This is a genomic window from Curtobacterium sp. MCSS17_005, assembly GCF_003234225.2.
Taxonomy (GTDB): domain Bacteria; phylum Actinomycetota; class Actinomycetes; order Actinomycetales; family Microbacteriaceae; genus Curtobacterium; species Curtobacterium flaccumfaciens.
In genome coordinates, this window is record NZ_CP126258.1 from 1,251,298 (window position 1) to 1,273,367 (window position 22,070).

At 71.0% G+C, this 22,070-nt stretch carries 21 protein-coding genes and 1 tRNA gene; 19 read left to right on the forward strand and 3 right to left on the reverse strand.

Annotation, left to right across the window (positions count from 1 at the left end; genetic code table 11):
* The first annotated feature begins 62 nt into the window (after positions 1–62).
* From DEJ20_RS06095 to DEJ20_RS06160, 14 genes are all read left to right on the forward strand, one after another.
* On the forward strand, positions 63–1,169 hold the full coding sequence (locus tag DEJ20_RS06095; RefSeq protein ID WP_111235252.1) for a histidinol-phosphate transaminase: 1,107 nt from the start codon (positions 63–65) through the stop codon (positions 1,167–1,169).
* Positions 1,166–1,768: an imidazoleglycerol-phosphate dehydratase HisB gene (hisB, locus tag DEJ20_RS06100; protein WP_111235251.1), complete on the forward strand. Its 603-nt coding sequence runs from the start codon at positions 1,166–1,168 to the stop codon at positions 1,766–1,768. The genes DEJ20_RS06095 and hisB overlap by 4 nt, the downstream gene beginning before the upstream one ends.
* Positions 1,765–2,403 (forward strand): imidazole glycerol phosphate synthase subunit HisH, encoded by a 639-nt coding sequence (gene hisH / locus DEJ20_RS06105; RefSeq protein ID WP_111030465.1) that lies wholly within the window; start codon positions 1,765–1,767, stop codon positions 2,401–2,403. Before hisB ends, hisH begins: the two co-directional genes overlap by 4 nt.
* Before the next feature lie 97 nt (positions 2,404–2,500).
* The gene (priA, locus tag DEJ20_RS06110) at positions 2,501–3,247 is read left to right on the forward strand and encodes a bifunctional 1-(5-phosphoribosyl)-5-((5-phosphoribosylamino)methylideneamino)imidazole-4-carboxamide isomerase/phosphoribosylanthranilate isomerase PriA (RefSeq protein WP_017885902.1); all 747 of its coding nucleotides are present in this window, start codon (positions 2,501–2,503) and stop codon (positions 3,245–3,247) included.
* Positions 3,248–3,251: 4 nt separating this feature from the next.
* A complete protein-coding gene (locus DEJ20_RS06115) occupies positions 3,252–4,067 on the forward strand; it encodes an SseB family protein (protein ID WP_111235250.1) in 816 nt (271 codons plus the stop codon).
* Between the two features lie 126 nt (positions 4,068–4,193).
* The gene (locus tag DEJ20_RS06120) at positions 4,194–5,069 is read left to right on the forward strand and encodes a ParA family protein (RefSeq protein WP_111235249.1); all 876 of its coding nucleotides are present in this window, start codon (positions 4,194–4,196) and stop codon (positions 5,067–5,069) included.
* Positions 5,053–5,856 (forward strand): segregation and condensation protein A, encoded by an 804-nt coding sequence (locus DEJ20_RS06125; protein WP_171907825.1) that lies wholly within the window; start codon positions 5,053–5,055, stop codon positions 5,854–5,856. Before DEJ20_RS06120 ends, DEJ20_RS06125 begins: the two co-directional genes overlap by 17 nt.
* Positions 5,846–6,535 carry an SMC-Scp complex subunit ScpB gene (scpB, locus tag DEJ20_RS06130; RefSeq protein ID WP_181431537.1) on the forward strand — a complete coding sequence of 230 codons (690 nt, stop codon included), beginning with the start codon at positions 5,846–5,848 and terminating at the stop codon, positions 6,533–6,535. Before DEJ20_RS06125 ends, scpB begins: the two co-directional genes overlap by 11 nt.
* 1,201 nt (positions 6,536–7,736) lie before the next feature.
* Positions 7,737–8,525, forward strand: coding sequence for a pseudouridine synthase (locus DEJ20_RS06135; RefSeq protein WP_231495626.1), 789 nt, complete (start codon positions 7,737–7,739; stop codon positions 8,523–8,525).
* A gap of 58 nt (positions 8,526–8,583) precedes the next feature.
* A complete protein-coding gene (locus DEJ20_RS06140) occupies positions 8,584–9,696 on the forward strand; it encodes a prephenate dehydrogenase (RefSeq protein WP_111235247.1) in 1,113 nt (370 codons plus the stop codon).
* A gap of 209 nt (positions 9,697–9,905) precedes the next feature.
* Complete coding sequence (gene cmk / locus DEJ20_RS06145) at positions 9,906–10,601, forward strand: (d)CMP kinase (protein WP_111235358.1); 696 nt, start codon at positions 9,906–9,908, stop codon at positions 10,599–10,601.
* A gap of 109 nt (positions 10,602–10,710) precedes the next feature.
* The gene (gene der, locus DEJ20_RS06150) at positions 10,711–12,231 is read left to right on the forward strand and encodes a ribosome biogenesis GTPase Der (protein ID WP_071405612.1); all 1,521 of its coding nucleotides are present in this window, start codon (positions 10,711–10,713) and stop codon (positions 12,229–12,231) included.
* A gap of 114 nt (positions 12,232–12,345) precedes the next feature.
* Positions 12,346–12,972: a hypothetical protein gene (locus DEJ20_RS06155; protein ID WP_146245423.1), complete on the forward strand. Its 627-nt coding sequence runs from the start codon at positions 12,346–12,348 to the stop codon at positions 12,970–12,972.
* Between the two features lie 141 nt (positions 12,973–13,113).
* Positions 13,114–13,635 (forward strand): hypothetical protein, encoded by a 522-nt coding sequence (locus tag DEJ20_RS06160; RefSeq protein ID WP_111235245.1) that lies wholly within the window; start codon positions 13,114–13,116, stop codon positions 13,633–13,635.
* Between the two features lie 98 nt (positions 13,636–13,733).
* Here the strand turns inward: DEJ20_RS06160 and DEJ20_RS06165 are convergent, their stop codons facing one another.
* Together DEJ20_RS06165 and DEJ20_RS06170 are read right to left on the reverse strand one after the other, a co-directional pair.
* Positions 13,734–15,890, reverse strand: a complete 2,157-nt coding sequence (locus DEJ20_RS06165) for a RecQ family ATP-dependent DNA helicase (RefSeq protein ID WP_258377152.1) — start codon at positions 15,888–15,890, stop codon at positions 13,734–13,736.
* Between the two features lie 75 nt (positions 15,891–15,965).
* The gene (locus tag DEJ20_RS06170; RefSeq protein ID WP_111235244.1) at positions 15,966–17,441 is read right to left on the reverse strand and encodes a hypothetical protein; all 1,476 of its coding nucleotides are present in this window, start codon (positions 17,439–17,441) and stop codon (positions 15,966–15,968) included.
* A gap of 70 nt (positions 17,442–17,511) precedes the next feature.
* On the opposite strand from DEJ20_RS06170, the gene DEJ20_RS06175 reads away from it, so the two are divergent.
* The 5 genes from DEJ20_RS06175 to DEJ20_RS06195 all read left to right on the forward strand — a co-directional run bounded on the left by DEJ20_RS06175 (position 17,512) and on the right by DEJ20_RS06195 (position 20,642).
* The gene (locus DEJ20_RS06175) at positions 17,512–18,342 is read left to right on the forward strand and encodes an endonuclease/exonuclease/phosphatase family protein (RefSeq protein ID WP_111235243.1); all 831 of its coding nucleotides are present in this window, start codon (positions 17,512–17,514) and stop codon (positions 18,340–18,342) included.
* Entirely contained in the window at positions 18,330–18,920 is a 591-nt protein-coding gene (locus DEJ20_RS06180; RefSeq protein ID WP_111235242.1) for a DUF2238 domain-containing protein, read from the forward strand. Before DEJ20_RS06175 ends, DEJ20_RS06180 begins: the two co-directional genes overlap by 13 nt.
* Before the next feature lie 137 nt (positions 18,921–19,057).
* Positions 19,058–19,131 (forward strand) — tRNA-Pro (locus tag DEJ20_RS06185).
* 292 nt (positions 19,132–19,423) lie between these two features.
* Positions 19,424–19,630 (forward strand): hypothetical protein, encoded by a 207-nt coding sequence (locus DEJ20_RS06190; RefSeq protein WP_181431536.1) that lies wholly within the window; start codon positions 19,424–19,426, stop codon positions 19,628–19,630.
* Between the two features lie 664 nt (positions 19,631–20,294).
* Positions 20,295–20,642, forward strand: a complete 348-nt coding sequence (locus DEJ20_RS06195) for a hypothetical protein (protein ID WP_181431534.1) — start codon at positions 20,295–20,297, stop codon at positions 20,640–20,642.
* Positions 20,643–20,755: 113 nt separating this feature from the next.
* Here the strand turns inward: DEJ20_RS06195 and DEJ20_RS06200 are convergent, their stop codons facing one another.
* Positions 20,756–21,274 carry a GNAT family N-acetyltransferase gene (locus DEJ20_RS06200; protein ID WP_111235239.1) on the reverse strand — a complete coding sequence of 173 codons (519 nt, stop codon included), beginning with the start codon at positions 21,272–21,274 and terminating at the stop codon, positions 20,756–20,758.
* Between the last annotated feature and the right edge of the window lie 796 nt (positions 21,275–22,070).

Below are 22,070 nucleotides of genomic sequence, written 5' to 3' on the forward strand. Positions count from 1 at the left end.
ACTCGGGCAGCGCCGTCCGGACGGCTGGTCGCCGCACGGTGACAGCGGCCTACGATGGATCGGTGGCATTCACGCTCGAAGACCTCCCGATCCGAGACGACCTGCGCGGGCAGAGCCCGTACGGCGCCCCGCAGAAGCACGTCCGCGTGCAGCTCAACGTCAACGAGAACACGCATCCCGTTCCGGACGACGTCGCTGCCGACATCGTCGAGTCGATCCGGCAGGCCCTGCTGACGGTCAACCGGTACCCGGACCGCGAGTTCACCGAGCTCCGGCAGTCACTTGCCGACTACCTCGGGCACGACCTGACCGCCGAGCAGCTCTGGGCGGCGAACGGGTCGAACGAGGTGTTGCAGCAGCTCCTCCAGGCGTTCGGCGGACCCGGTCGCTCGGTGCTCGGGTTCCCGCCCACCTACTCGATGCACTCGATCCTCGCGTCGGGCACCGGCACCACGTGGATCCCGGCCCAGCGGGACGACGAGTTCCGCATCTCGCCCGAGACCGTCGTGGCGGCGATCCGTGAACACCAGCCCGACATCGTGTTCCTCTGCGGGCCGAACAACCCGACGGGTACTCCGCTCGACATCGAGACGATCGCGGCCGCCTACGACGCGACCGACGGCATCGTGATGGTGGACGAGGCGTACGCCGAGTTCATGCCGTCCGACGCCCCGAGCGCCCTCACGCTGCTGCCCGGTCGTGAGCGCCTGGTGGTCTCCCGCACGATGAGCAAGGCGTTCGCGTTCGCCGGTGCCCGGGTCGGGTACATGGCCGCACACCCCGCCGTCGTCGACGCCGTCCGGCTGGTCCGGCTGCCCTACCACCTGTCCGCGCTCACCCAGGCGGCGGCGATCGCGGCACTCCGGCACGCCCCCGAGATGCTGGCGATGGTCGACGACATCAAGGGGCAGCGTGACCGCATGGTCACCGAGCTCCAGGCCATGGGGTACCGCACCTACGAGACCTGGTCGAACTTCGTCCTGTTCGGTGGTGTCGCCGACCCGAACGCCGCGTTCGAGTCGCTGCTCGAGCGCGACGTGATCGTACGCGACCTCGGGATCCCGAACCACCTGCGGGTGAGTGCGGGGACCGAAGCCGAGACGACCGCGTTCCTCGACGCGATGCGGCAGGTCGCCGCCGAGCAGCCGCCGGTTAGGGTTGAGGCATGACCGCCCGCACCGCCTCGATCAGCCGTTCGACGAGCGAATCGAGTGTCGAACTCGAGCTCGACCTGGACGGCACCGGGACCTCGTCGATCTCGACCTCCGTCCCGTTCTTCGACCACATGCTGACCGCGTTCAGCAAGCACTCCCTGATCGACCTGCGGGTGCGCTCGACGGGTGACACCGACATCGACGTGCACCACACGGTCGAGGACACCGGCATCGTGCTCGGACAGGGGATCAAGCAGGCCCTCGGCGAGCGCTCCGGCATCGGCCGGTACGGCGACGCCCTGGTCCCGTTGGACGAAGCGCTGGCCCAGGCCGTCGTCGACGTCTCCGGGCGTCCGTTCCTGGTGCACTCCGGCGAGCCCGCGGGCTTCGAGTTCCACCGCATCGGCGGCCACTTCACCGGCTCGATGGTCCGCCACGTGTTCGAGGCGATCACGTTCAACGCCGGCATCACCGTCCACGTCCGCGTGCTCGAGGGCCGCGACCCCCACCACATCGCCGAAGCCGAGTTCAAGGCGTTCGCCCGAGCCATGCGCAAGGCGGTCGAGCTGGACCCGCGCGTCGACGGCATCCCCTCCACGAAGGGCGCCCTGTGACAACCGCCAAGCCGAACGTCGTCGTCCTCGACTACGGGTCGGGGAACGTCCACTCTGCCGCCAAGGCACTCGAGCGCGCCGGTGCCGAGGTCACCCTGACCTCGGACAAGCAGGCGGCGTTGAAGGCCGACGGCCTGCTCGTCCCCGGCGTCGGGGCGTTCGCCGCCGTGATCGACCAGCTCGAGGGCGTGCAGGGCGGCGAGATCGTCGACCACCGTCTGGCCGGCGGGCGACCCGTGCTCGGCATCTGCGTCGGCATGCAGGTCTTGTTCTCGCGGGGCATCGAGCGTGGTGCCGACGTCGAAGGGCTCGGCCAGTGGCCCGGTACCGTGCAGGAGATCCAGGCCGAGGTGCTGCCGCACATGGGCTGGAACACCGTGCAGGCGCCCGAGGACTCCGTGCTGTTCGACGGGCTGCACGACGAGCGCTTCTACTTCGTGCACTCCTACGGCGTGACCGACTTCCCGCTCGAGGCGTACGGGCCGTTCCGTGCGCCCCGTCTGACGTGGGCCGAGCACGGGCAGCCGTTCATCGCAGCGGTCGAGAACGGGCCGCTCACCGCCACGCAGTTCCACCCCGAGAAGTCCGGCGAGCCGGGCATCCGCCTGCTCTCCAACTGGGTGCGTTCGCTCTGAACCCGGCCGGCGCCGGGCGCGACGGCCGTGCCGGACGCGCACCGGGCCTCCCGGCCGTCCGCAGCCCCTTCTCCACCGCAACGAAACCGACAGGACCATGACCGACCTCACCGACACCCCGCCCCTCGTCCTGCTGCCGGCTGTCGACGTCGTCGACGGACAGGCCGTGCGACTCACCCAGGGCGAGGCGGGGAGCGAGACCGGCTACGGCGACCCCGTCGCCGCTGCCCGGACCTGGCGCGACCAGGGTGCCGAGTGGATCCACCTCGTCGACCTCGACGCGGCCTTCGGTCGTGGCGACAACCGCCGGGTGATCGCACACGCCGTCCGCGAGGTCGAGGGTGTCTCCGTCGAGCTGTCCGGCGGCATCCGCGACGACGCCTCGCTCGAAGCGGCACTGGCGACCGGTGCGGCGCGCGTGAACCTCGGCACCGCGGCCCTCGAGAACCCGGATTGGGCCGCTCGTGTGATCGGTGAGTACGGCGAGCAGATCGCCGTCGGGCTGGACGTCCGCGGCACCACACTGTCGAGCCGTGGCTGGACCGAGGACGCCGGCGACCTGTGGGAGGTGCTCGACCGGCTGGAAGCCGCCGGGTGCGCCCGCTACGTGGTGACCGACGTCACGAAGGACGGCACGCTGCAGGGGCCGAACGTCGAACTGCTCCGCCAGGTGTGCGACCGGACCGACCAGCCCGTGGTGGCCTCGGGCGGGATCTCCACGCTCGACGACCTCCGTGCGCTCCGCGAACTCGTGCCGTACGGGCTCGAGGGCGCGATCATCGGCAAGGCGCTGTACTCCGGGGCGTTCACGCTGCCGGCCGCACTCGACATCGCCTCCGAGTAACCCCGTGGCGGGCATCTCGAACGGCCGCGGCACCGGGCCCGAAGCCGACGACGCGCACACCCCCGGCGGGGCGGCGGACTCGGCGGGCTTCTCGTGGGAAGGCCGCACGTTCGACCACCACGACACCGCGTTCGCGGACGACGACGGACTCGCCGATCCCGCGGTGGTCGCGGCCATCGGTGCGATCGCCGACGGTGCGTCCCAGGCGGCGATCGTCGAGGCGCTCCGGACCGCCCGGCTGCTCATCCCACTCATCGCCGAGGCCGGTGACGTGGGGGAGACCGACGAGGGCAAGCTCGTCGACAAGACCCAGGAACTCTCGATCGTGACGGTCGCCGGTCCGGACGGTCGCAGCGTGATGCCGGCGTTCACCTCGGTGGACGCCATGCACGCATGGGACCCGGACGCGCGCCCGGTGCCGGTGGAGTCCCGCCGTGTGGCGATGGCCGCGGCGAGCGAGGACACCCAGCTCGTCGTGCTCGACCCGAAGTCGTCGACCGAGTTTGTGCTGCGTCGTCCGGCGGTGTGGGCGCTCGGGCAGGACCTGCCGTGGACCCCGTGCTTCGAGGACCCCGAGGTGGCCCGGGCCTTCGCGGCCTCGGTCGAGGGGGAGCCCAGCGTCGCCCGTGTCGAACTCGCGCCGGGCGACCCGGTCGGCCGGTTCGCCGGGCCGGAGCTGACGGTGGGACTGGCGCTGCACCCGGGGCTCGACCGCGAGCAGGTCGGCGAGCTCGTCGGTCGGCTGCAGCAGCGGTGGTCGACCGACCCCGTGATCGCCGAGCGGGTCGACAGCATGCGCGTCGCCCTGCGCGTCGCCTGACGAGCAGCAGCGCCCGGGGCCGGGCTGCCAGCCAGCAGCGCCCGCGGCCAGGCTGCCAGCCAGCAGCGCGGCGGTCCCGCGGCGGTGCGACCCGGCCCAGCCCGAGGTCGCCGGTACGATGACGGGGTGAGCCCGAACCCGACGACCAACCCCACCGGCGCGACCACCCACGGTCCGACGGGGCGTCCCGTCCGGGACTTCCCCGTGCCCGAGGAGCTCGACGGCACCGGACCCGCCCGCATCATCGCGCTCTGCAACCAGAAGGGTGGCGTCGGCAAGACCACGACGGCCATCAACCTGGGTGCTGCACTCGCCGAGTACGGCCGCAAGGTCCTCGCCGTCGACTTCGACCCGCAGGGTGCGCTGTCCGCGGGCCTCGGCGTCCGGACGCACGACATCCACACCGTCTACGACCTGCTCATGGGCGCCGTGAAGGACCCGAACCAGGTCATCCAGCCGACGAACACCCCCGGCCTCGACGTCATCCCGGCGAACATCGACCTCTCCGCGGCCGAGGTGCACCTGGTCAACGAGGTCGCCCGCGAGCAGATCCTGGCGAGCGTGCTGCGCAAGGTCGCCAACGACTACGACGTGATCCTGGTCGACTGCCAGCCGTCGCTCGGCCTGCTCACCGTGAACGCCCTCACCGCGGCGCACGGCGTGCTCATCCCGCTCGAGTGCGAGTTCTTCGCGCTCCGCGGTGTCGCCCTGCTCATCGAGACGATCGACAAGGTGCGCGACCGCCTCAACCCGGCGCTCAAGCTCGACGGCATCCTGGCGACCATGTACGACTCGCGCACGCTGCACTCGCGCGAGGTCATGGAGCGGGTCGTCGACACCTTCGACGACAGTGTGCTCGACACCGTCATCGGCCGCACCGTGAAGTTCCCGGACGCCACGGTGTCCGCACGCCCGATCACGCAGACCGCGCCGGATCACCCTGCCGCCCACGCCTACCGGCAGCTCGCACGAGAGCTCGTCCAGCGTGGCGCCGTCGCCTGACGCGGGGTTCCGGGTCCGGCTCGCCAACTTCGACGGACCGTTCGACCTCCTGCTGTCGCTCATCACGAAGCACGAGCTCGACATCACCGAGGTGTCGCTCGGTGCCGTGACGGGGGAGTTCATCCAGTACGTCCGGCAGGCCGAGTCCGCCGACGAGCTCGACGAGGCCAGCGAGTTCCTGGTCGTCGCGGCGACCCTGCTCGACCTGAAGATCGTCGGGCTGCTGCCCCAGGGCGAGCTCGTGGACGCCGAGGACGTCGCCCTGCTCGAGGCCCGCGACCTGCTGTTCGCCCGACTGCTGCAGTACCGGGCGTTCAAGCAGGCAGCCGACTGGTTCGGGGAGCGCTGGGGCGTCGAATCGCGCCGACACGTCCGCAGCGTCCGGCTCGAGGAGCGGTTCCGCGCGCGGACGCCGGAGCTCGTCTGGACCCTGTCGGTGCAGGACTTCGCCGCACTGGCCGCGCTGGCCTTCGCCCCGCGGGAGATCCCGACCGTCGGCCTCGACCACCTGCACGCCCCGCTCATCAGCATCCGCGAACAGGCCGCGATCGTCGTCTCGATCCTCCGCACCCGCGATGGTGAGGGCGTCTCGTTCCGTGAACTGGTCGCGGGCGTCGACCAGACGGGTATCGTGGTGGCTCGCTTCCTCGCGATCCTCGAGCTGTACCGGAACGCGTCGATCTCGTTCGAGCAGCTCGAGCCGCTCGGGGAGCTGACACTGCGGTGGACCGCCGAGGACTGGTCCGACGAGAGCCTCGCGAACCTGGGAGCCGACTATGACGGATGACGTGCACGACACGTCCAGCGCCGAACCCGGCGGCGCTGACGAGATGGCCGACGCCCGCGCGATCGAGCGCGAGATCCACGAGCGCACCGCATCGCAGGTCCACCCGACCGTCCCCATCGACCGCCAGCTCGAGGCCATCCTGATGATCGCCGACCAGCCGCAGTCACTCGTCGCCCTCGGTGCTGCGGTCGGTTCGCCCGTCCCCGCCGTCCGCCAGGCGATCGAACGCCTGGTCGCGGACTTCGACGGCGTCGACGGCACGATCCGCCGTGGCTTCGAACTGCGCGAGGTCGGTGGCGGCTGGCGCTTCTACGTCCGCGCCGACCTGGACCCCGTGGTCGAGCAGTTCGTCGAGGCCGAGCGACCCTCGCGGCTGTCGCAGGCCGCACTCGAGACCCTGGCGGTCGTCGCCTACAAGCAGCCGATCACCCGCTCGCAGATCGCTGCGATCCGCGCCGTCAACGTCGACGGCGTCGTCCGAACCCTGGTGGCACGCGGCCTCATCGAGGAGTCGTTCACCGACGCCGAGACCGGCGCCATCAACTACGTCACGTCCGACCTGCTCCTGCAGCAGCTCGGCATCAACTCGCTCGACGAGCTGCCGCTCATCTCGCCCCTCCTGGACGACGGTGCGGACGGCTTCGAGCAGAACGAAGGGATCCCCGATGGCAGGGTTTGACGACCGGGGGCGCGGCGCGCCCCGAGACCGAGACGACCGCAACGGACGCTCGGGAGGCCCGGATCGCTCCGGCCGCCCGGCCGGCGGACGCGGTGGGGCCGGTTCCAGTGCCGGTGGCCGCTCCGGCGGGTACGGTCGCGACGACCGCGGGGGCGCACGCCCGCCGCGTGACGACGACCGCCGTGGCGGGTACCCGTCGCGTGACGACCGCGGCGGCGACCGCGGCGGGTACCGCGGGGCTTCGGCTTCGCGTGACGACCGTGGTGGCTACCGGGGTCGCGACGACCGTGCCGGTGGCGGCGACCGTGGTGGCTACCGTGGCAACTCCGCGCCGCGTGACGACCGTGGTGGCTACCGGGGTCGTGACGACCGTGGGGCTTCCGCGCCGCGCGAAGACCGCGGTGGCGACCGTGGTGGCTACCGCGGCAACTCGGCTCCGCGTGATGACCGTGGTGGCTACCGCGGCCGGGACGACCGTGCCGGTGGCGGCGACCGTGGTGGGTACCGGGGCTCCGCTCCGCGTGACGACCGTGGTGGCTACCGGGGCCGCGACGACCGCGGAAGCTCGGCGCCGCGCGACGACCGTGGTGGGTACCGCGGCCGTGACGACCGCGGGAGCTCGGCACCGCGTGACGACCGTGGCGGTTACCGGGGTCGCGATGACCGTTCCGGTGGCGGCGACCGTGGTGGCTACCGCGGCAACTCCGCTCCGCGTGACGACCGCGGTGGCTACCGCGGACGTGACGACCGTGGGGCTTCGGTTCCGCGTGACGACCGTGGTGGCTACCGCGGACGTGACGACCGTGGTGCTTCGGCCCCCCGCGACGACCGTGGTGGGTACCGCGGCCGCGACGACCGTGGCAGCTCCGCTCCCCGCGACGACCGCGGTGGGTACCGGGGTCGCGACGACCGTGGCAGCTCCGCTCCCCGCGACGACCGGCGCGACGACCGCGGCCGCGACGACCGCCGGACTCCCGACGGCCAGCAGAGCCGCGTCTGGCACAACGGCCGCCGCTACGTCGGCGGCACCACGAGCGTCCGCAACAGCGACCGCACCACGCCGAAGCCGAGCGGGCAGCGCGACGACCGGGGCAACCCGGCCGAGGGCACGCCCGAACGGCCGATCATCGAGGACTGGGACGCGGCGGACGGAACGGCGCCTGCCGGGGCCGAGCCGAGCCTCCAGGCAGAGGGTGAGCGCCTGCAGAAGGTGATCGCCGCTGCCGGCGTCGCATCCCGCCGGGTCGCGGAGAACCTGATCGTCGAGGGCCGCGTGACGGTCAACGGCGAGGTCGTGGACGCCCTCGGGCGTCGCGTCGACCCCGAGAAGGACGCGATCAGCGTCGACGGCGTGCCCGTGCAGATCGACTCGTCGCGGCGCTACATCGTGCTGAACAAGCCGACCGGTGTCGTCTCGAGCCTGCAGGACGAGCGCGGTCGCCGCGACCTGACCGAGTTCGTGGACCGCTACGAGGAGCGCCTGTTCAACGTCGGCCGTCTCGACACCGAGACCTCCGGGCTGCTCGTCCTGACGAACGACGGCGACCTGGCACACGTGCTCGCGCACCCGTCGTTCGGCGTGCAGAAGACGTACATCGCGAAGGTCCACGGCAACGTGAACCCCGCCGTGGTGCAGCGCCTGACCGAGGGCGTCGAGCTCGAGGACGGTCCGATCAAGGCCGACAAGGTGCGGTTGCTCGAGTCCTCGCGGGGTGAGTCGCTCGTCGAGATCACGCTGCACTCCGGCCGCAACCGCATCGTCCGTCGCATGCTCGAGGCCGTCGACCACCCGGTCCTCGAACTCGTCCGCCGGTCGTTCGGACCGCTGCACCTGGGCAGCCTGCCGCCGGGCAAGATGCGCGAGCTCGGCACGGTCGAGGTCGGCAAGCTGCTCAGCACCGTCCGTGACGCGAAGCCGTCCGCTCGTGACGACCGCGACGTCGCGCTCGACCAGGACGACGACGAGTACGAGGACGAGTCGGCGGACTGACCGACCCCGAGGCTCGGGCATCGACCGATGCCCGAGCCTCGATCGGTAGGCTTGCACGGTGACCGACGTGACCCCGACCGACATCGACCGCCGTCTGCGCGGCCCGGTCCGGGTCGTCGGAGCCGGGTTGCTCGGCGCCTCGATCGGTCTCGCCCTGCGCGAGAAGGGCGTGGACGTCGTCCTCGACGACGTCTCGCCCGCGGCGCTGGCGCTCGCCGTGGACTACGGCGCCGGGCGTCGACCGGCTGCCGGCGACCAGCCGGAACTCATCATCGTCGCGGTGCCGCCGGACGTCGTCGCGACGGTGGTGGAGCGCGAGCTCGCCGCCCACCCGGACGCTGTCGTGACGGACGTCGCCAGCGTGAAGTCCGGGCCGCTCGCCGCCCTGGTGGCGGCCGGGGCCGACGTCTCCCGCTACATCGGGTCGCACCCGATGGCCGGACGCGAGCGCAGCGGTCCGACCGCCGCCCGCGCCGACCTGTTCGTCGGCCGCCCCTGGGTCATCGCCGGGCACGACGGCATCACGTACCAGCGTGCCGCGGTGGTCGAGGACCTCGCGCTCGACGTCGGCGCCACCGTCGTGCCGATGGACCCCGAGTCGCACGACCTCGCCGTGGCGTACGTCTCGCACGCGCCGCAGCTCGTGTCGACGCTGATGGCCTCGCGCCTGCGGGACGCCCCCGACGGGTCGCTCGGCCTGGCCGGCGGCGGCGTGCGCGACGTCACCCGGATCGCCGCGAGCGACCCCGGGCTCTGGGTGCAGATCATCGGGGCGAACGCCGGGCACATCCGGCCGGTGCTCACCGACCTGCGCGACGACCTGTCCCGCGTGATCGACGCGCTCGGCGACCCGGACGGTGCTGGATCGCCGCGCACCATCGCCGAGACGATCGCCGACGGCAACCGCGGGGTCGAACGGCTGCCGGGCAAGCACGGCACCACCAAGCGCTTCGCCCAGGTGGTCGTCCTGGTCGACGACACCCCCGGGCAGATCGCCGCACTCCTGACGTTCATCGGGGAGATCGGCATCAACCTCGAGGACATGCGCCTCGAGCACTCACCGGGCGCACAGATCGGCATCGTCGAGGTGTCGGTGCTGCCCGAGCAGGAACAGCGACTCGTCGAGGAACTCGAGGGGCGCGGATGGAGGATCGCAGCAGCATGGGCCTGAACGACGACACGAACGACTCCGGCGTGATCGGTGGACGCGCTCCGGCCGGTGGGACCGACGGGCCCGACTCCGGCCTCCCGACGCCCGGTACCGGTGGTGCCGGCGGGCCGCTCGGCGGCCCCGGTGACGGCGGCGACGGCGGTCCGCTCGGCGGTCCGGCCGGCGGCCTCGGTGAGCCCGGCGGGGAGCCCGGTTCGACCAGCGCCCCGATGCCGTCCGGCCTGGCCGACGGCGCCTACGTGGCGAAGATCGTCATCGCGGTCGACGGTCCCGCCGGCAGCGGCAAGTCGAGCGTCTCCCGCGCGGCCGCACGCGCTCTGGGCTTCGGATACCAGGACACCGGCGCCGCCTACCGTGCACTCGCGTGGCACGCCCTGCAGCGGCAGGTCGACCTCGACGACGCCGCGGCGGTCCTGGCGAGCTGGGACACCTTCGACTACGCCATCGGCACCGACCCCGACGACTACTACGTCAAGGTGGGGGAGACCGACGTGACCGAGGCCATCCGCACCCCCGGCGTCACCGGCGCGGTCGCCCACATCGCGAAGCTCCCGGACGTCCGGAAGCGCCTGGTCCAGCTGTTCCGCAACGTCATGCGGAAGACCGACGCCCCGGGCATCATCACCGAGGGCCGGGACATCACCACGGTCGTCGCACCCGATGCCGAGGTCCGGATCCTGCTGACGGCCGACGAGTCCGTTAGAATGGCCCGACGCTCGGCAGAGGTCACGACCCAGTCGGCCGCCGAGACCTCCGCAGCACTCGCTCGTCGCGACGCGGCGGACGCGAAGGTCGTCGACTTCATGAACGCCGCCGACGGCGTCACGACGCTCGACTCCACCGACCTCGACTTCGACCAGACCGTGCAGGCGGTCGTCGACCTGGCCCGCGCGGCCACGCACTGACGCACGACCGGACGGCCTCGGCCGCCTGGTCACACCACGGCCGGACCCCCGGCCCCGGCCGGCAACGGCCACCGACACCGCGGCCCCGGCCGCTCGCGAGGAACCCAAGATGGCTCAGCTGGACAACCCGGACAACGACGACTTCCCCCGGTACGACGACGCCCTCGGCGAGCGGCTCGCCGGACTCGACGAGGCCGAGGCCGAGCAGCGCGCGACCGCGCTCCGCGCCGGACTCGAGGAGTACGACCTCGAGGACGAGGACCTCGCCCTGCTCGAGGCCGGTCAGGTCGGCGAGGACGGCGTCCACTACCTGCCCGCCTACCCGGTGCTCGCGATCGTCGGCCGCCCGAACGTCGGCAAGTCCGCGCTCGTGAACCGCATCCTCGGTCGTCGTGAGGCCGTCGTGCAGGACGTCCCCGGCGTCACCCGCGACCGTGTCAGCTACAAGGCCGACTGGAACGACAAGCGCTTCACGCTCGTCGACACCGGCGGCTGGGAGCCCGGCGCCGAGGGCATCAACGCCTCCGTCGCCGCGCAGGCCGAGGTCGCGATCGACCTCGCCGACGCCGTGCTGTTCGTCGTGGACGTCACGGTCGGGATCACCGCCACCGACGAGCACGTCGTCAAGATGCTCCGCGGCACCGACCGCCCCGTCATCGTCGTCGCGAACAAGGCCGACGACGAGCGCCGTGAACTCGACGCCTACGAACTCTGGAACCTGGGGCTCGGCGAGCCGCATCCGGTGTCGGCCCTGCACGGCCGCGGCGTCGCGGACCTGCTCGACCTGATCATCAAGACACTGCCCGACACCTCGGCCGTCGCCAAGCAGGAGGTCGGCGGCCCCCGCCGCGTGGCCATCCTCGGCCGCCCGAACGTCGGCAAGAGCTCGCTGCTCAACAAGGCCGCCGGTGAGGAGCGGGTCGTCGTGAACGACATCGCCGGCACCACCCGCGACCCGGTGGACGAGCAGATCGAGCTCGGTGGCAAGGTGTGGCGCTTCGTCGACACCGCCGGCATCCGGAAGCGCGTCCACATGCAGCAGGGCGCCGACTTCTACGCGTCGCTCCGCACCACCGCCGCGCTCGAGAAGGCCGAGGTCGCCGTCGTCGTCCTCGACGTCACCGAGCCGGTCTCCGTGCAGGACCTCCGCATCATCGACCTCGTCCTCGAGTCCGGCCGTGCCCTCGTGCTGGCGTACAACAAGTGGGACCTGCTCGACGACGAGCGCCGCCGCTACCTGGAGCGCGAGATCGAGCAGGACCTGGCGCACGTCGCCTGGGCCCCGCGCGTGAACATCTCCGCCCGCACCGGCCGCCACCTCGAGAAGCTCGTGCCGGCGCTCGAGACCGCCCTCGAGTCGTGGGACACCCGCATCCCGACCGGCAAGGTCAACGCCTTCATCGCCGAGCTCGTGCAGGAACACCCCCACCCCGTGCGCGGCGGCAAGCAGCCCCGCATCCTGTTCGGGACCCAGGCGTCGAGCCAGCCGCCGACCTTCGTGCTCTTCACGTCGGCGTTCCTCGACCCGCAGTACCGACGCTTCATCACGCGTCGCCTCCGCGAGGTCTGGGGCTTCTCCGGCACGCCGATCAACGTCAACATGCGGGTGCGCGAGCGCCGGAAGCGCTGAGCGCTCCCACCCGTCACGCAGAACGCGCCTCGATCCGTCGGGGCGCGTTCTGCGTTCGCGTCCGGCCTGGAGGCCCGGAGCCGGTCCGGCGCGCCGGTGCGGCATCATGGGGGCGTGGGTAGCGGGCCGTGGGCAGCGGACCGACGCCGGCTCGCCCTGGTGGGCGTCCTCGTCGGTGTGGTCGTCGTGGGTTCGGTGTCCCTGTGGACGATCTCGCACGCACCGGACGACGGCGACTCGCTCACCCGTGCCGACTCCGTGCCCTCCGAGCCGGCGCAGTCGCCCGACGTCCGACTGCCGCCGACCAACGGCCTCGAGGAACCGATCGAGCCCGAACCCGTCCGCCCGGTCGACGGTTCGCCCATCGACCCGTGGTGGCGCCGCGTCCCGCCGGTGTCCGGTGACATCGTCGGCATCGGGGCTGCGGCCTCCGGGCACGTGCGGATCGCCGGGAACACGGATGACGAGACCCTCGCGGTGCAGATCGACCACCTGGAGACCGGCGGGGACGGCCCGGTCGACGTCGTGCTGTCCGCGGGGACGGTGCGCGGCGGTTCGAAGCCGGTGTGGACGCCGGCCGGGGAGTCCTACGACCTGTTCCAGGCCGCCGGGGTCGAACAGGGACTGACCGTCGTGCTCAGCGATCCGTGGTCACTGCCGGACGAGGTCCGTTCCCTGGTCCTGCTGGACGCCGACACCGGCACCGTGCTGGGCGGCGCGGCACTCGTCCCGTCCGACTGAGCGGGGCCGGGGCGGGGGCCTTGCTGTGCCGACGCCGAACGACACTGTCGTGGTCGTCCGACCTCGACAGTGTCGTTCCGCATCGGTGCTCGTGGCTGTGCCGCGTCTGCCGCCATCGCCGGGATGGGGCACGATGTACTGGTGACGCAGCAGAACGACGGACTCGGTGTGCTCGCCGACCGCGTGTGGTGCCGTCTGCGGCTCGACCGGTTGGCCGGAGGCCGGCAGTCCGGGTACGTCATCCGCGAGGACATGCTCGGACACCCCGACACCGTCCGCTCGTTCCGGTGGATCCGGTGGCTGCTCGTCGCCGAGACCGTCGTCGGGCTCACCGCCATCGTGGTCGCCGTGCTGCTGACCCGCGCGGGGGAGTCCCTGTCATGGGCGGTGTGGTTCCGGTCCACCGTGGTGCTGCTCATCACCCTGACGCTCTACGTGTTCGCCTGGCGGGCGCAGCTCGGGTACTACTGGGCGTACCAGCGGCTGCGGTTGTTCAGCCGGATCTTCCCGATCGTGACGCTGATCGTCGCGGCGATCCCCGGGCTCTACCCGTTCTGGATGGTCATCGAGCAGATCCTGTTCTCGGTGCTCATGGTCGGCATCGGCGACGTGCTGACGAGCGACCACATGCGGACCACGTTCCCGAAGCCCGCGCGGCAGTAGGGCTCCGGTCGGCGGGGGCGGACCGGATCTGCGACAGAACACGAGTCGATCGACAGGTGGAATGTCGCAACGGTGGTGCGCGACCGGCGCGACCCGGGCTACGCGACCGTCGCCAGCGCGAACGGGAGCACGGCGGAGGCCCCTGCGCGCCGGAGCTCCCGACCGGCGACGGTCATCGTCCACCGGCTGTCGACCAGGTCGTCGACGAGCAGCACCGGGCCCTCGTGCGCCTGCAGGGCTGCGGCGAGCGACGGATCGACCACGAAGGTGTCCCACACGCCGGACAGTCGGTAGGCGCTGTTCGTCGCACCGTCGCCGCGAGGGGTCCCGCCGGCACGGCCGAGCGTGCCGAGGAACTGCAGCCGCCCGATGGTGGACAGTGCCTGGGCGAGGGACCCCACCAATTCGGGCCGTGACCGCGAGGACATCGCCACGACGCCGGTCGGCCGGGCCTCCCACGGCCAGTCCTTGAGCGCCCGGACACAGCCGTCGACGAGCTCGCGCGAGATCGGGGCATCGGGGGTGGACGGCGAGAACAGCGCACGCAGGGGACCGCCCCAGCCCAGGTCGGTCAGACGCGCCACCGCACGGCCGGGCTGCACGAGCTCGTCCGCGCCGATCTTGCCCCGCACCGAGACCCCGAGCGACGACATCCCCGAGGGCCACTGGGCACGCGGGGCGATCTCGACGCCGACCTTGTCGAGCGCGGCCGCTGCCCCGGACGAGTCGGTGTCGGACACGGCGGTCGGGAACCATTCCCCGGCGCAGTTGTCGCACCGGCCGCAGGGCTCGGCCGAGGGGTCGTCGAGGTCCTGCTGCAGCAGCTGCATGCGGCAGGCCGAGGTGGACTCGTAGTCGAGCATCGACGCGGCCTCCGCAGCACGGGCCGCTGCGACCCGCTCGTACCGGGGCGCGTCGTACTCCCACGGCTGCCCGGTCGACACCCAGCCGCCGGTGACGCGTCGGACGGCTCCGTCGACGTCGAGCACCTTGAGCAGGAGTTCGAGGGTGGAGCGCTTGATGTCGACCAGGCCCTCGAGCGCCACGGTCGACATCGCGGTGTCGGTGGACAGGGCGCCGAGCACAGCAGCGGCACGGGCCTCGGTCGGCATCGAGGCGCTGGCGAAGTACTGCCAGATCTCGCGGTCCTCACGCCCCGGCAGGAGCAGGACGTCGGCGTTGTCGGTCGCACGACCCGCACGGCCGATCTGCTGGTAGTAGGCGACTGGAGACGAGGGCGCCCCGACGTGCACGACGAACCCGAGGTCGGGCTTGTCGAACCCCATGCCGAGCGCGCTCGTGGCGACCAGGGCCTTCAGCTCGTTGCCCTTGAGCTGCTGCTCGAGCTGTTCGCGCTCGTCGGTGTCGGTGCGCCCGGTGTAGGCACGGACGGCGTACCCGTTGTCGCGCAGCAGCCGTGCGATGTCCTCGGCCGCCGAGACGGTCAGCGTGTAGATGATGCCGCTGCCGGGCAGATCGCCGAGGTGCGCGAGGAGCCACCCGAGCCGCTGACGGGCTTCGGGCAGCGTCAGCACGCCGAGGCGGAGGGACTTGCGGGCGAGGGACCCGCGGATGGTGAACACCGGGTCGGCCGGACCAGCGGTGAGCTGCTCGGCGACGTCCTCGACCACGCGCTCGTTCGCCGTCGCGGTGGTGGCCAGGACGGGGACGCCGTGGGGGAGCGACCGGATGAGCTCGGCCAGACGGCGGTAGTCCGGCCGGAAGTCGTGGCCCCAGTCCGAGATGCAGTGCGCTTCGTCGACCACGAGCATGCCCATCCGGGCGATCAGGGTCGGCATCTGCTCGTCGCGGAACTTCGGGTTGTTCAGGCGCTCGGGGGAGACGAGGAGCACGTCGACCTCGTCGCGGGCGAGGGCCGCCTGGGTCTCGCCCCACTCGTGGGCGTTCGCGGAGTTGATCGACACCGCACGGACACCGGCCCGCGCGGCAGCGGCGACCTGGTCGCGCATCAGGGCGAGCAGCGGCGACACCAGCACCGTCGGGCCGCCCCCGCGTCGGCGCAGCAGCAGTGTCGCGAGGAAGTACACCGCGGACTTGCCCCACCCGGTGCGCTGCACGACCAGGGCGCGCTGCCGGTGCTCGACCAGCGCCGAGATCGCCTCGAGCTGGCCGGGGTGGAACACCGCGTCGGGGCGCCCCGTGAGCGCAGCGAGCGCCTGCTGCGCCTCGGCGGCGATGTCCGCAGAGGGGGACACGGAAGACGACGCGGTGGACCCGACACCAAGACCAGACATGCCCCCATGCTGTCAGGAGCAACCGACGAAACCCGACCCGCGCCTCCAGACTGTGGACAACGCGACGGCGCGCGCCTACTGGTAGGTGACCAACGACGGCGTCGGCTGCACCTGCTGCATGGTCTGCGCGGGCGTCAGCATGGGCGTGTCCTCGTCGTAAAAGTTCTTCCAGCCCCAGTGCAGCCCCTCCGGTGCGCCCTGGTGCAGTGCCTTCCACGTCGCCTGCTTGTCCGGCTGTGACCCCTGCCCGTCGACGTGCACGAGCATGTCGAGCTCCGGGTGGGTCTGCAGTGCGGAGCGGTCCTGGATCATCGACAGCCGGAACTGGTGCAGCACCAGGGCCTTCGGCGGCAGCCCCTCGTCGCGCACGAGTCCAGCCAGCCACGAGGAGACCTCGTTCACCTCGGACGCCGAGACACTCCCGATCTGCTTGAGGGGCACCTGGTCCTTCGTCAGCCGCCACTCCGGGTCGAGCGCCAGCCACACCCCGGGCTTCTTCAGCAGCGACTCGTACTTCTTCGCCTGCGACAGGAAGTCCGTCCGACCCGGCTGCAGGTCGATGATGACCGGCATGTCCGCATCGTGCGCGGCCTCGACGTAGGGCTCGAGCGTCGACACCGGCAGCTCCGTCGAGTAGTCGCCGTCGGCTCCGGCGTCCCCGGCGGCGACGGTCGCGATGACCTCCATCGCCGGCGTCACGAGCTCGTCGGACTCGGCCCGGTACGGCTTCGCGACCTGCTCGGCACGCTGCACGGTCTCCTTCGGCCCCTGCTCGCCGAGCACGCCCAGCGCCGGCGCCCCGGGAGCCCCGTACAGCGCGACGTACCGGTGCCCGTCGAACGGCCGCTGGCCGCCGTTCCGCAGCTGGAACCCGCCCTCGGCCGCCCGCACCGTCCACTCCGGATCCGGCAGGGCCTCGAACGCCGCACCGACCAGGACGGTCGGGTGCTTCGCCCGCTCGTGCAGCGCGGTCACCACGTCGGGCGCAGCAGCCGGGTCGGTCACGCCCTTCGGCATGGTCACGACGCGAGCGCCGGCGGCCTTCGCGGTCGCCACGGCAGCAGCGTCCGCACTCGCGTTCGCCACCACCACCGTCGCCTGCCGGGAGGCCCGGGTCGACTCCGGCGCGTCACCGCCGTCCGGCGCCTGCCGCTGTTCGACGTCCGTGTCGAGCGACAGGTCGCCCTCGGCCTGGTACCAGTCGGCGCCGAGCCGGTCGAGCTCGCGGGCGACGGCGGCGCTCGTGTTCTTGGTCGTCAGCAGCACCGGGACGTGGGCGCTCGCCGCAGCCTCGGCCCCATCGCGGATGCCGTCGGTGTCGCCGGCCCGGGCGACGACCGCTCCGGGAGCACTCGCGAACAGCGCCTTGCTGACGCGGACCGACCGGGCGGCGGCGTCCGAGGCATCGGCCACCGTGACGGTGTCAGCCGAGGCCTTCGCCAACGTCGGGCGGCTCGTGTCCGGTCCGCTCGACGTGCACCCGGCGGCTCCGAGCAGCAGGCCGGAGACCGCGATCGCGACCAGGAGACGAGGGGTGGAACGAGAACGCATCGAGCCACCATACGAGCCAGACGGAGAGGTCCCTGGGAATCCGACGGGTGTCGTCTCGTAGAAGGGAGGCATGCCCCACCACCCCGACGACCGCCCGCTCATCGGACCGGTCCGGTCGCCCGAGGTGCACTGCATGACGCTCAACGTGCGTCGCCGCGTGCCGCGACAGCCGACCCACCCCGACGCCTGGGAGCGTCGCCGAGAGGCCGTGCTCGCGCTCGTCACGTCCGAAGCGCCCACCGTCCTCGCCGTCCAGGAGGCCCTGCCCACGCAGGCAGACGACCTGACGTCCGGCCTCGGGTCGGGTTGGGAGCCCGTCCTGGCCGGACGCGGAGCACGCGGCGGTGGTGAACAGGTCGGCCTGTTCCTCGACCGCTCCCGCCTCGACGTCGTCGAGCGCCGCACCTGGGCGCTCTCCCGCACACCCCACCGCCCCGGCTCGCGGTCGTGGGCCACGTCCTTCCCCCGGCACGCCGTCGGAGCCGTCGTCGACGACCGCGCGACCGGCATCCGGTTCCTGGCCGTCGCCACCCACCTCGACGTCGCCTCGCCGTGGGCCCGACTGCGGTCCGCCGAACTGCTCGGCCGGATCGTCCGGCAGCGCGGCCTGCCCGCCGTGGTCATGGCCGACTGGAACAGCCCCGCCGGTTCCGCACCATGGCGAGCCCTGGCGGAGGCGGGGGTCGAGGACAGCTGGGGGCGGGCCTCCAGTCAGGTGGGTGAGCCCTACGGGACGTACCCGCACTACGGGAGTCCGCGCGTCGGTGGCCGGCGGATCGACGGGGTGCTCGTGACGTCCGAGGCGGAGGTGGGCCGCGTCGCGGTCGACGTGCGGCGGCCGGGCGGCGTCTGGCCGTCCGACCACGCCGCCGTGCACACGGTCGTGCGGTGGGCGTCGTGATCGCCACGCTCGGACCGACGTTCCTGCGGCCGCGGTTCCTGGTGGCTGACGTGGTGCGGGCGCTGACGGTCGTGAGCGTCGTCGTGGCGACTGTCGGCTGGGGCGGGACGGCGTTCCCGGTCATGGCGCTGGCGCTGCTCGGTGTCGTGGTGCCGCGGATGCTCGGGCTGCGGCCGGCCTTCGACGTGGCGGTGTGCGTGCTCGTGCTCCTCGCCGGGTGGTCGAGCGTGCTCGAGTGGTACACGACCGTCTTCCTGTGGGACAAGTTCATGCACGTCGTGCTGACCGGGCTGCTCGCGGCGGTGCTCTACGTCATCGGTGCCGATCTGCGGGCGGTACCGGCCCCGCACGCCGAGCGCCGGGTGGTCGTCGCGGTGCTCGCGCTGTGTGCGGGACTCGCGGTCGGGGCCGTGTGGGAGATGGGGGAGTGGCTGGGGCACAACTTCGTCGACTCGAAGATCTTCGTCGGGTACGACGACACGATCGGGGACCTGGCGGCGGACGGGTCCGGCGGGTTGCTCGTCGGGCTCGGGTTGCCGTGGTTGGCGGCGCGGCGCGAGGTGGTGCGGCCGGGCTGAGCGTGTCGTTCGGGTCGCGTTGCTCCGACTCGCCGTGGCACGGAGGGGGTCTGACGTCCGCTATGCTGGACCGGTCGCTCGCGCTCCGGTCGGACGCGGGCGAGGATCCTCCGGGATCCTGAGTTCTCCGGAACTCGCGGGCTGTGGCGCAGCTTGGTAGCGCACTTGACTGGGGGTCAAGGGGTCGCAGGTTCAAATCCTGTCAGCCCGACCGAAACGTGTCGGACACGACGACAGAAGCCCACCGAGGATCCCGGTGGGCTTCTTCGTTCTCATGGCTGTCGTTGGGTCGTACGCATGGGGCTGCCTCACTGCGACGTTCAGCGGACCACCCGTGTGCGACATGAGTCTTCCACCCCTGCGGCCCGGTCGATTCAGACACCGCGTTGCGCGACGGGACCGGCTTACGAGACGTTCCTGCCGGGGCTCGTCACCGAACGTGTGCCTTTGTCCATCGAGGCGAGTCGGACACCACCTCATGACGGCGACGATAGATTCGCGGCATGACCCCTCGACGCGTTGTACTCGTGACGCTGGGTGCACTGGTCATCATCATCGGCTTCGTGTTGATGGCCCACTCGGACGGCAGGCTCGACCGTCTGATGGCTTTTCTCGTCATCTTTGCCGGGTTCGCTCTAGTCGTGTTCACCACGGCTCGACCGGGCCAAGCGGCGCTCGCCCGCTACTGGAGCAAGTACGAGAAGAAGTAGCCACGACACATGTCACTCCTGCCGGACCGTTGAGCGCTCGTCATGCAGGACACGGTCAGGGCTGTAGCCCCGCCCGGTTTTGGATCCCTATCGGCAGCCGATCCGGCCTCACCTGCCGTCACTCGGCGGCCCCGGTAGAGTCGGTGCGAACGCCGAAGTCGACGAGATGGGGGATCTCGATGCGCAGGATCGTGTCGGTTGCAGTGATGGCCGTTCTCGCTTGCACCGTTGTCGGTTGCACTGACAGTTCCAAGCCTGACGTCACTCCGGCCCCATCCTCCGACCAACCGTTGGCTTCGGCATCTGCGGTCTCCGAGAGTGCTCCGGCCGAAGATCACGGGAGGACCGTGACGGCGAATGGAAGCGTCACCGGCGGTCCCTCATCATTCGTCTACACCGTGGCATCGGGGGACGCCGTGACAGGAATTGCTGCGCGTTTCGGTCTCTGCACTGCCGACATTTACCTGGCCAATGAAGACCCGGAGGTATATGGGCACGAGCTTGCGGTCGGCCAGCAGCTCACTATTCGCCGGATGGTCGGACCGGGTCATACAACGGAGCAGTGCGACCAGCCCTACCCAGACGGCGTGTACTGACCATGCGAGAGCGAGACTTGCAGGGTCCGCCTACCCAGCACGGCTGGAAGTCAACACGAAGTTTGGTGTTGTTCTGGGTACTCGCGGTGGTCGGGCTGCCCATCATGGCCGGCGCGTGGTTGTGGCTCAGTCTTGCCTCGTTAGAGGAAGCTACAGAACAGCCGAAGGCCGTTGCTGCGGGCACCACGATGGCTGGCACGACGCTGCTCGTGGGCGGCATCCCGCTGGCGCTCACCCATGTACTGGGACTGGTCGTCCTTGGCGTGGTAGCAGTCAAGGGACGGTGCCACCGGTGGACGGGGATGATCGCAACCCTGGTTGCAGTTGCTGTCGCCTCCGCGGCTGGGATCGCGTTCGTATTGATCCTGAACGGCGGGCAGCTGCTCACTCCAGTGAGTGGGTCATACGCCCCGTAGCCGCTACCGGCGCGCAACATGATGCTGAGGTCCCTCGACACGTGTGGGCCGACGAGGCTAGATGAGTTCCGGCGTCCAGTAGCGGATCGGCTACTGAGACATTTGGGCCGGTTCTATGAGCCGGTCACACTTCGTGTCATAACGATGCTGCCGTAGCGCTTACCGGGGAAGCGCACGTCGTCGACGTGCTCGAAGCCCCAACGCGCGTACATGGCGACAAGGTGCTCGGCCGGTGCCGCAGTGTCGAGTCCAATCCGCGTGATACCGTTCCTCACGGCCCACGCGCACGCGACGTCGAACAGCGTTCTGGCGACGGCGCGACCGCGCAGTTCCGGCCCGACCGCCACTTGGCACAGCCATCCGGTGCCTGGCTTCTGAGCATGCTCCGACAGTGAACGGACGTCGTCTGGTGGAGGCGCGGACATCGTCATGCTCGCTGCGACACGGCCGTCGTTCTCCACAATCCAGCAGACGCCCCCTGCCACCCGCTGACGGGTCGTCTCGACGTCCTGGGTCGCTGAGGTGCAGTTCAATCCCGCATCTTGAAGCTCTCGGTAGGCCGAGTTCAGAAGAGCCGTCAGCTCCACTGCGTCCTCAGGACGGAAAGGACGCGGCTCGACGTTGGTAGTCACCCTGCAAGCCTAGGAGGCTGCCTCACGGTAAGCCGGTCCCGCCCGCCGACGCCCGGATCGGGATCGGCTACCGGACTTCTTCTTCCTCCCCTTGAGCTGAGGGATTTGCCCTATCCGCTTGCGCGGGTGGGACGACGCACGCCTGTCGCCCTGGTCTCCGCATCGCCTTTCTTGCTCGTCTCTTGACAGATCCACAGGTTGGGGTCGAAGGTGACTGTCATGGGGACGGATCGGGGGGCTGGCGCTGAGGACCAGCCCGCGGAACGGCTTGAGCGCCTCGTTGCTGAGTCGCCCGGGTCAGTGGTTTCTGCGCCGGAGCAGGCGCAAACCTCTCGTCGAGTCCTCGGTGCGGTGGGCTTGCTTGCGGGTATCGGTGTTGTTGTGGCCGTGGGGTTGATTGCCGTTTGGAACTTCGTGTTGTCGCACGTTGTGCGTGCGGCCATGAGTCATTGGGCCGGTTAGTAGAGATCTGAGGCACGTCCAGCATGGGCAGGGCCGTGTGGGCGTCATTTGGGGGAGAGATGGCTGAGTTGTGGTTGCGTCGACGTTCGTTCCGTACCACCGCAGTGGCGGTTCTGGCGTGCGTGGCAGTGTTTGCGGGAGGTCCAGCACTGGCTGCCGCGCCGCCTGCTGCGGACCCGGACGCCTCGTTGCCGCCGGTTCAGAGCCAGGGGGATGCATCGCAGCAGGTTCCGGAAGGCGACCGGCGTCAGGCTCTTGGATCTGAGTGGGCGTCCTCGGGGGATGCCGCGTATCAGCTGGTGGGGACGGCTGACGGTCTCGCGGTGGTGCGCGG

Bases quoted from the DNA above. Each gene is read 5' to 3' on its own strand.
- hisB (WP_111235251.1), top strand. From the start codon at position 1,166: ATGACCGCCCGCACCGCCTCGATCAGCCGTTCGACGAGCGAATCGAGT.
- priA (WP_017885902.1), top strand. From the start codon at position 2,501: ATGACCGACCTCACCGACACCCCGCCCCTCGTCCTGCTGCCGGCTGTC.
- scpB (WP_181431537.1), top strand. From the start codon at position 5,846: ATGACGGATGACGTGCACGACACGTCCAGCGCCGAACCCGGCGGCGCT.
- cmk (WP_111235358.1), top strand. From the start codon at position 9,906: ATGCCGTCCGGCCTGGCCGACGGCGCCTACGTGGCGAAGATCGTCATC.
- der (WP_071405612.1), top strand. From the start codon at position 10,711: ATGGCTCAGCTGGACAACCCGGACAACGACGACTTCCCCCGGTACGAC.
- DEJ20_RS06165 (WP_258377152.1), bottom strand. From the start codon at position 15,890: ATGTCTGGTCTTGGTGTCGGGTCCACCGCGTCGTCTTCCGTGTCCCCC.
- DEJ20_RS06170 (WP_111235244.1), bottom strand. From the start codon at position 17,441: ATGCGTTCTCGTTCCACCCCTCGTCTCCTGGTCGCGATCGCGGTCTCC.
- DEJ20_RS06175 (WP_111235243.1), top strand. From the start codon at position 17,512: ATGCCCCACCACCCCGACGACCGCCCGCTCATCGGACCGGTCCGGTCG.
- DEJ20_RS06190 (WP_181431536.1), top strand. From the start codon at position 19,424: ATGACCCCTCGACGCGTTGTACTCGTGACGCTGGGTGCACTGGTCATC.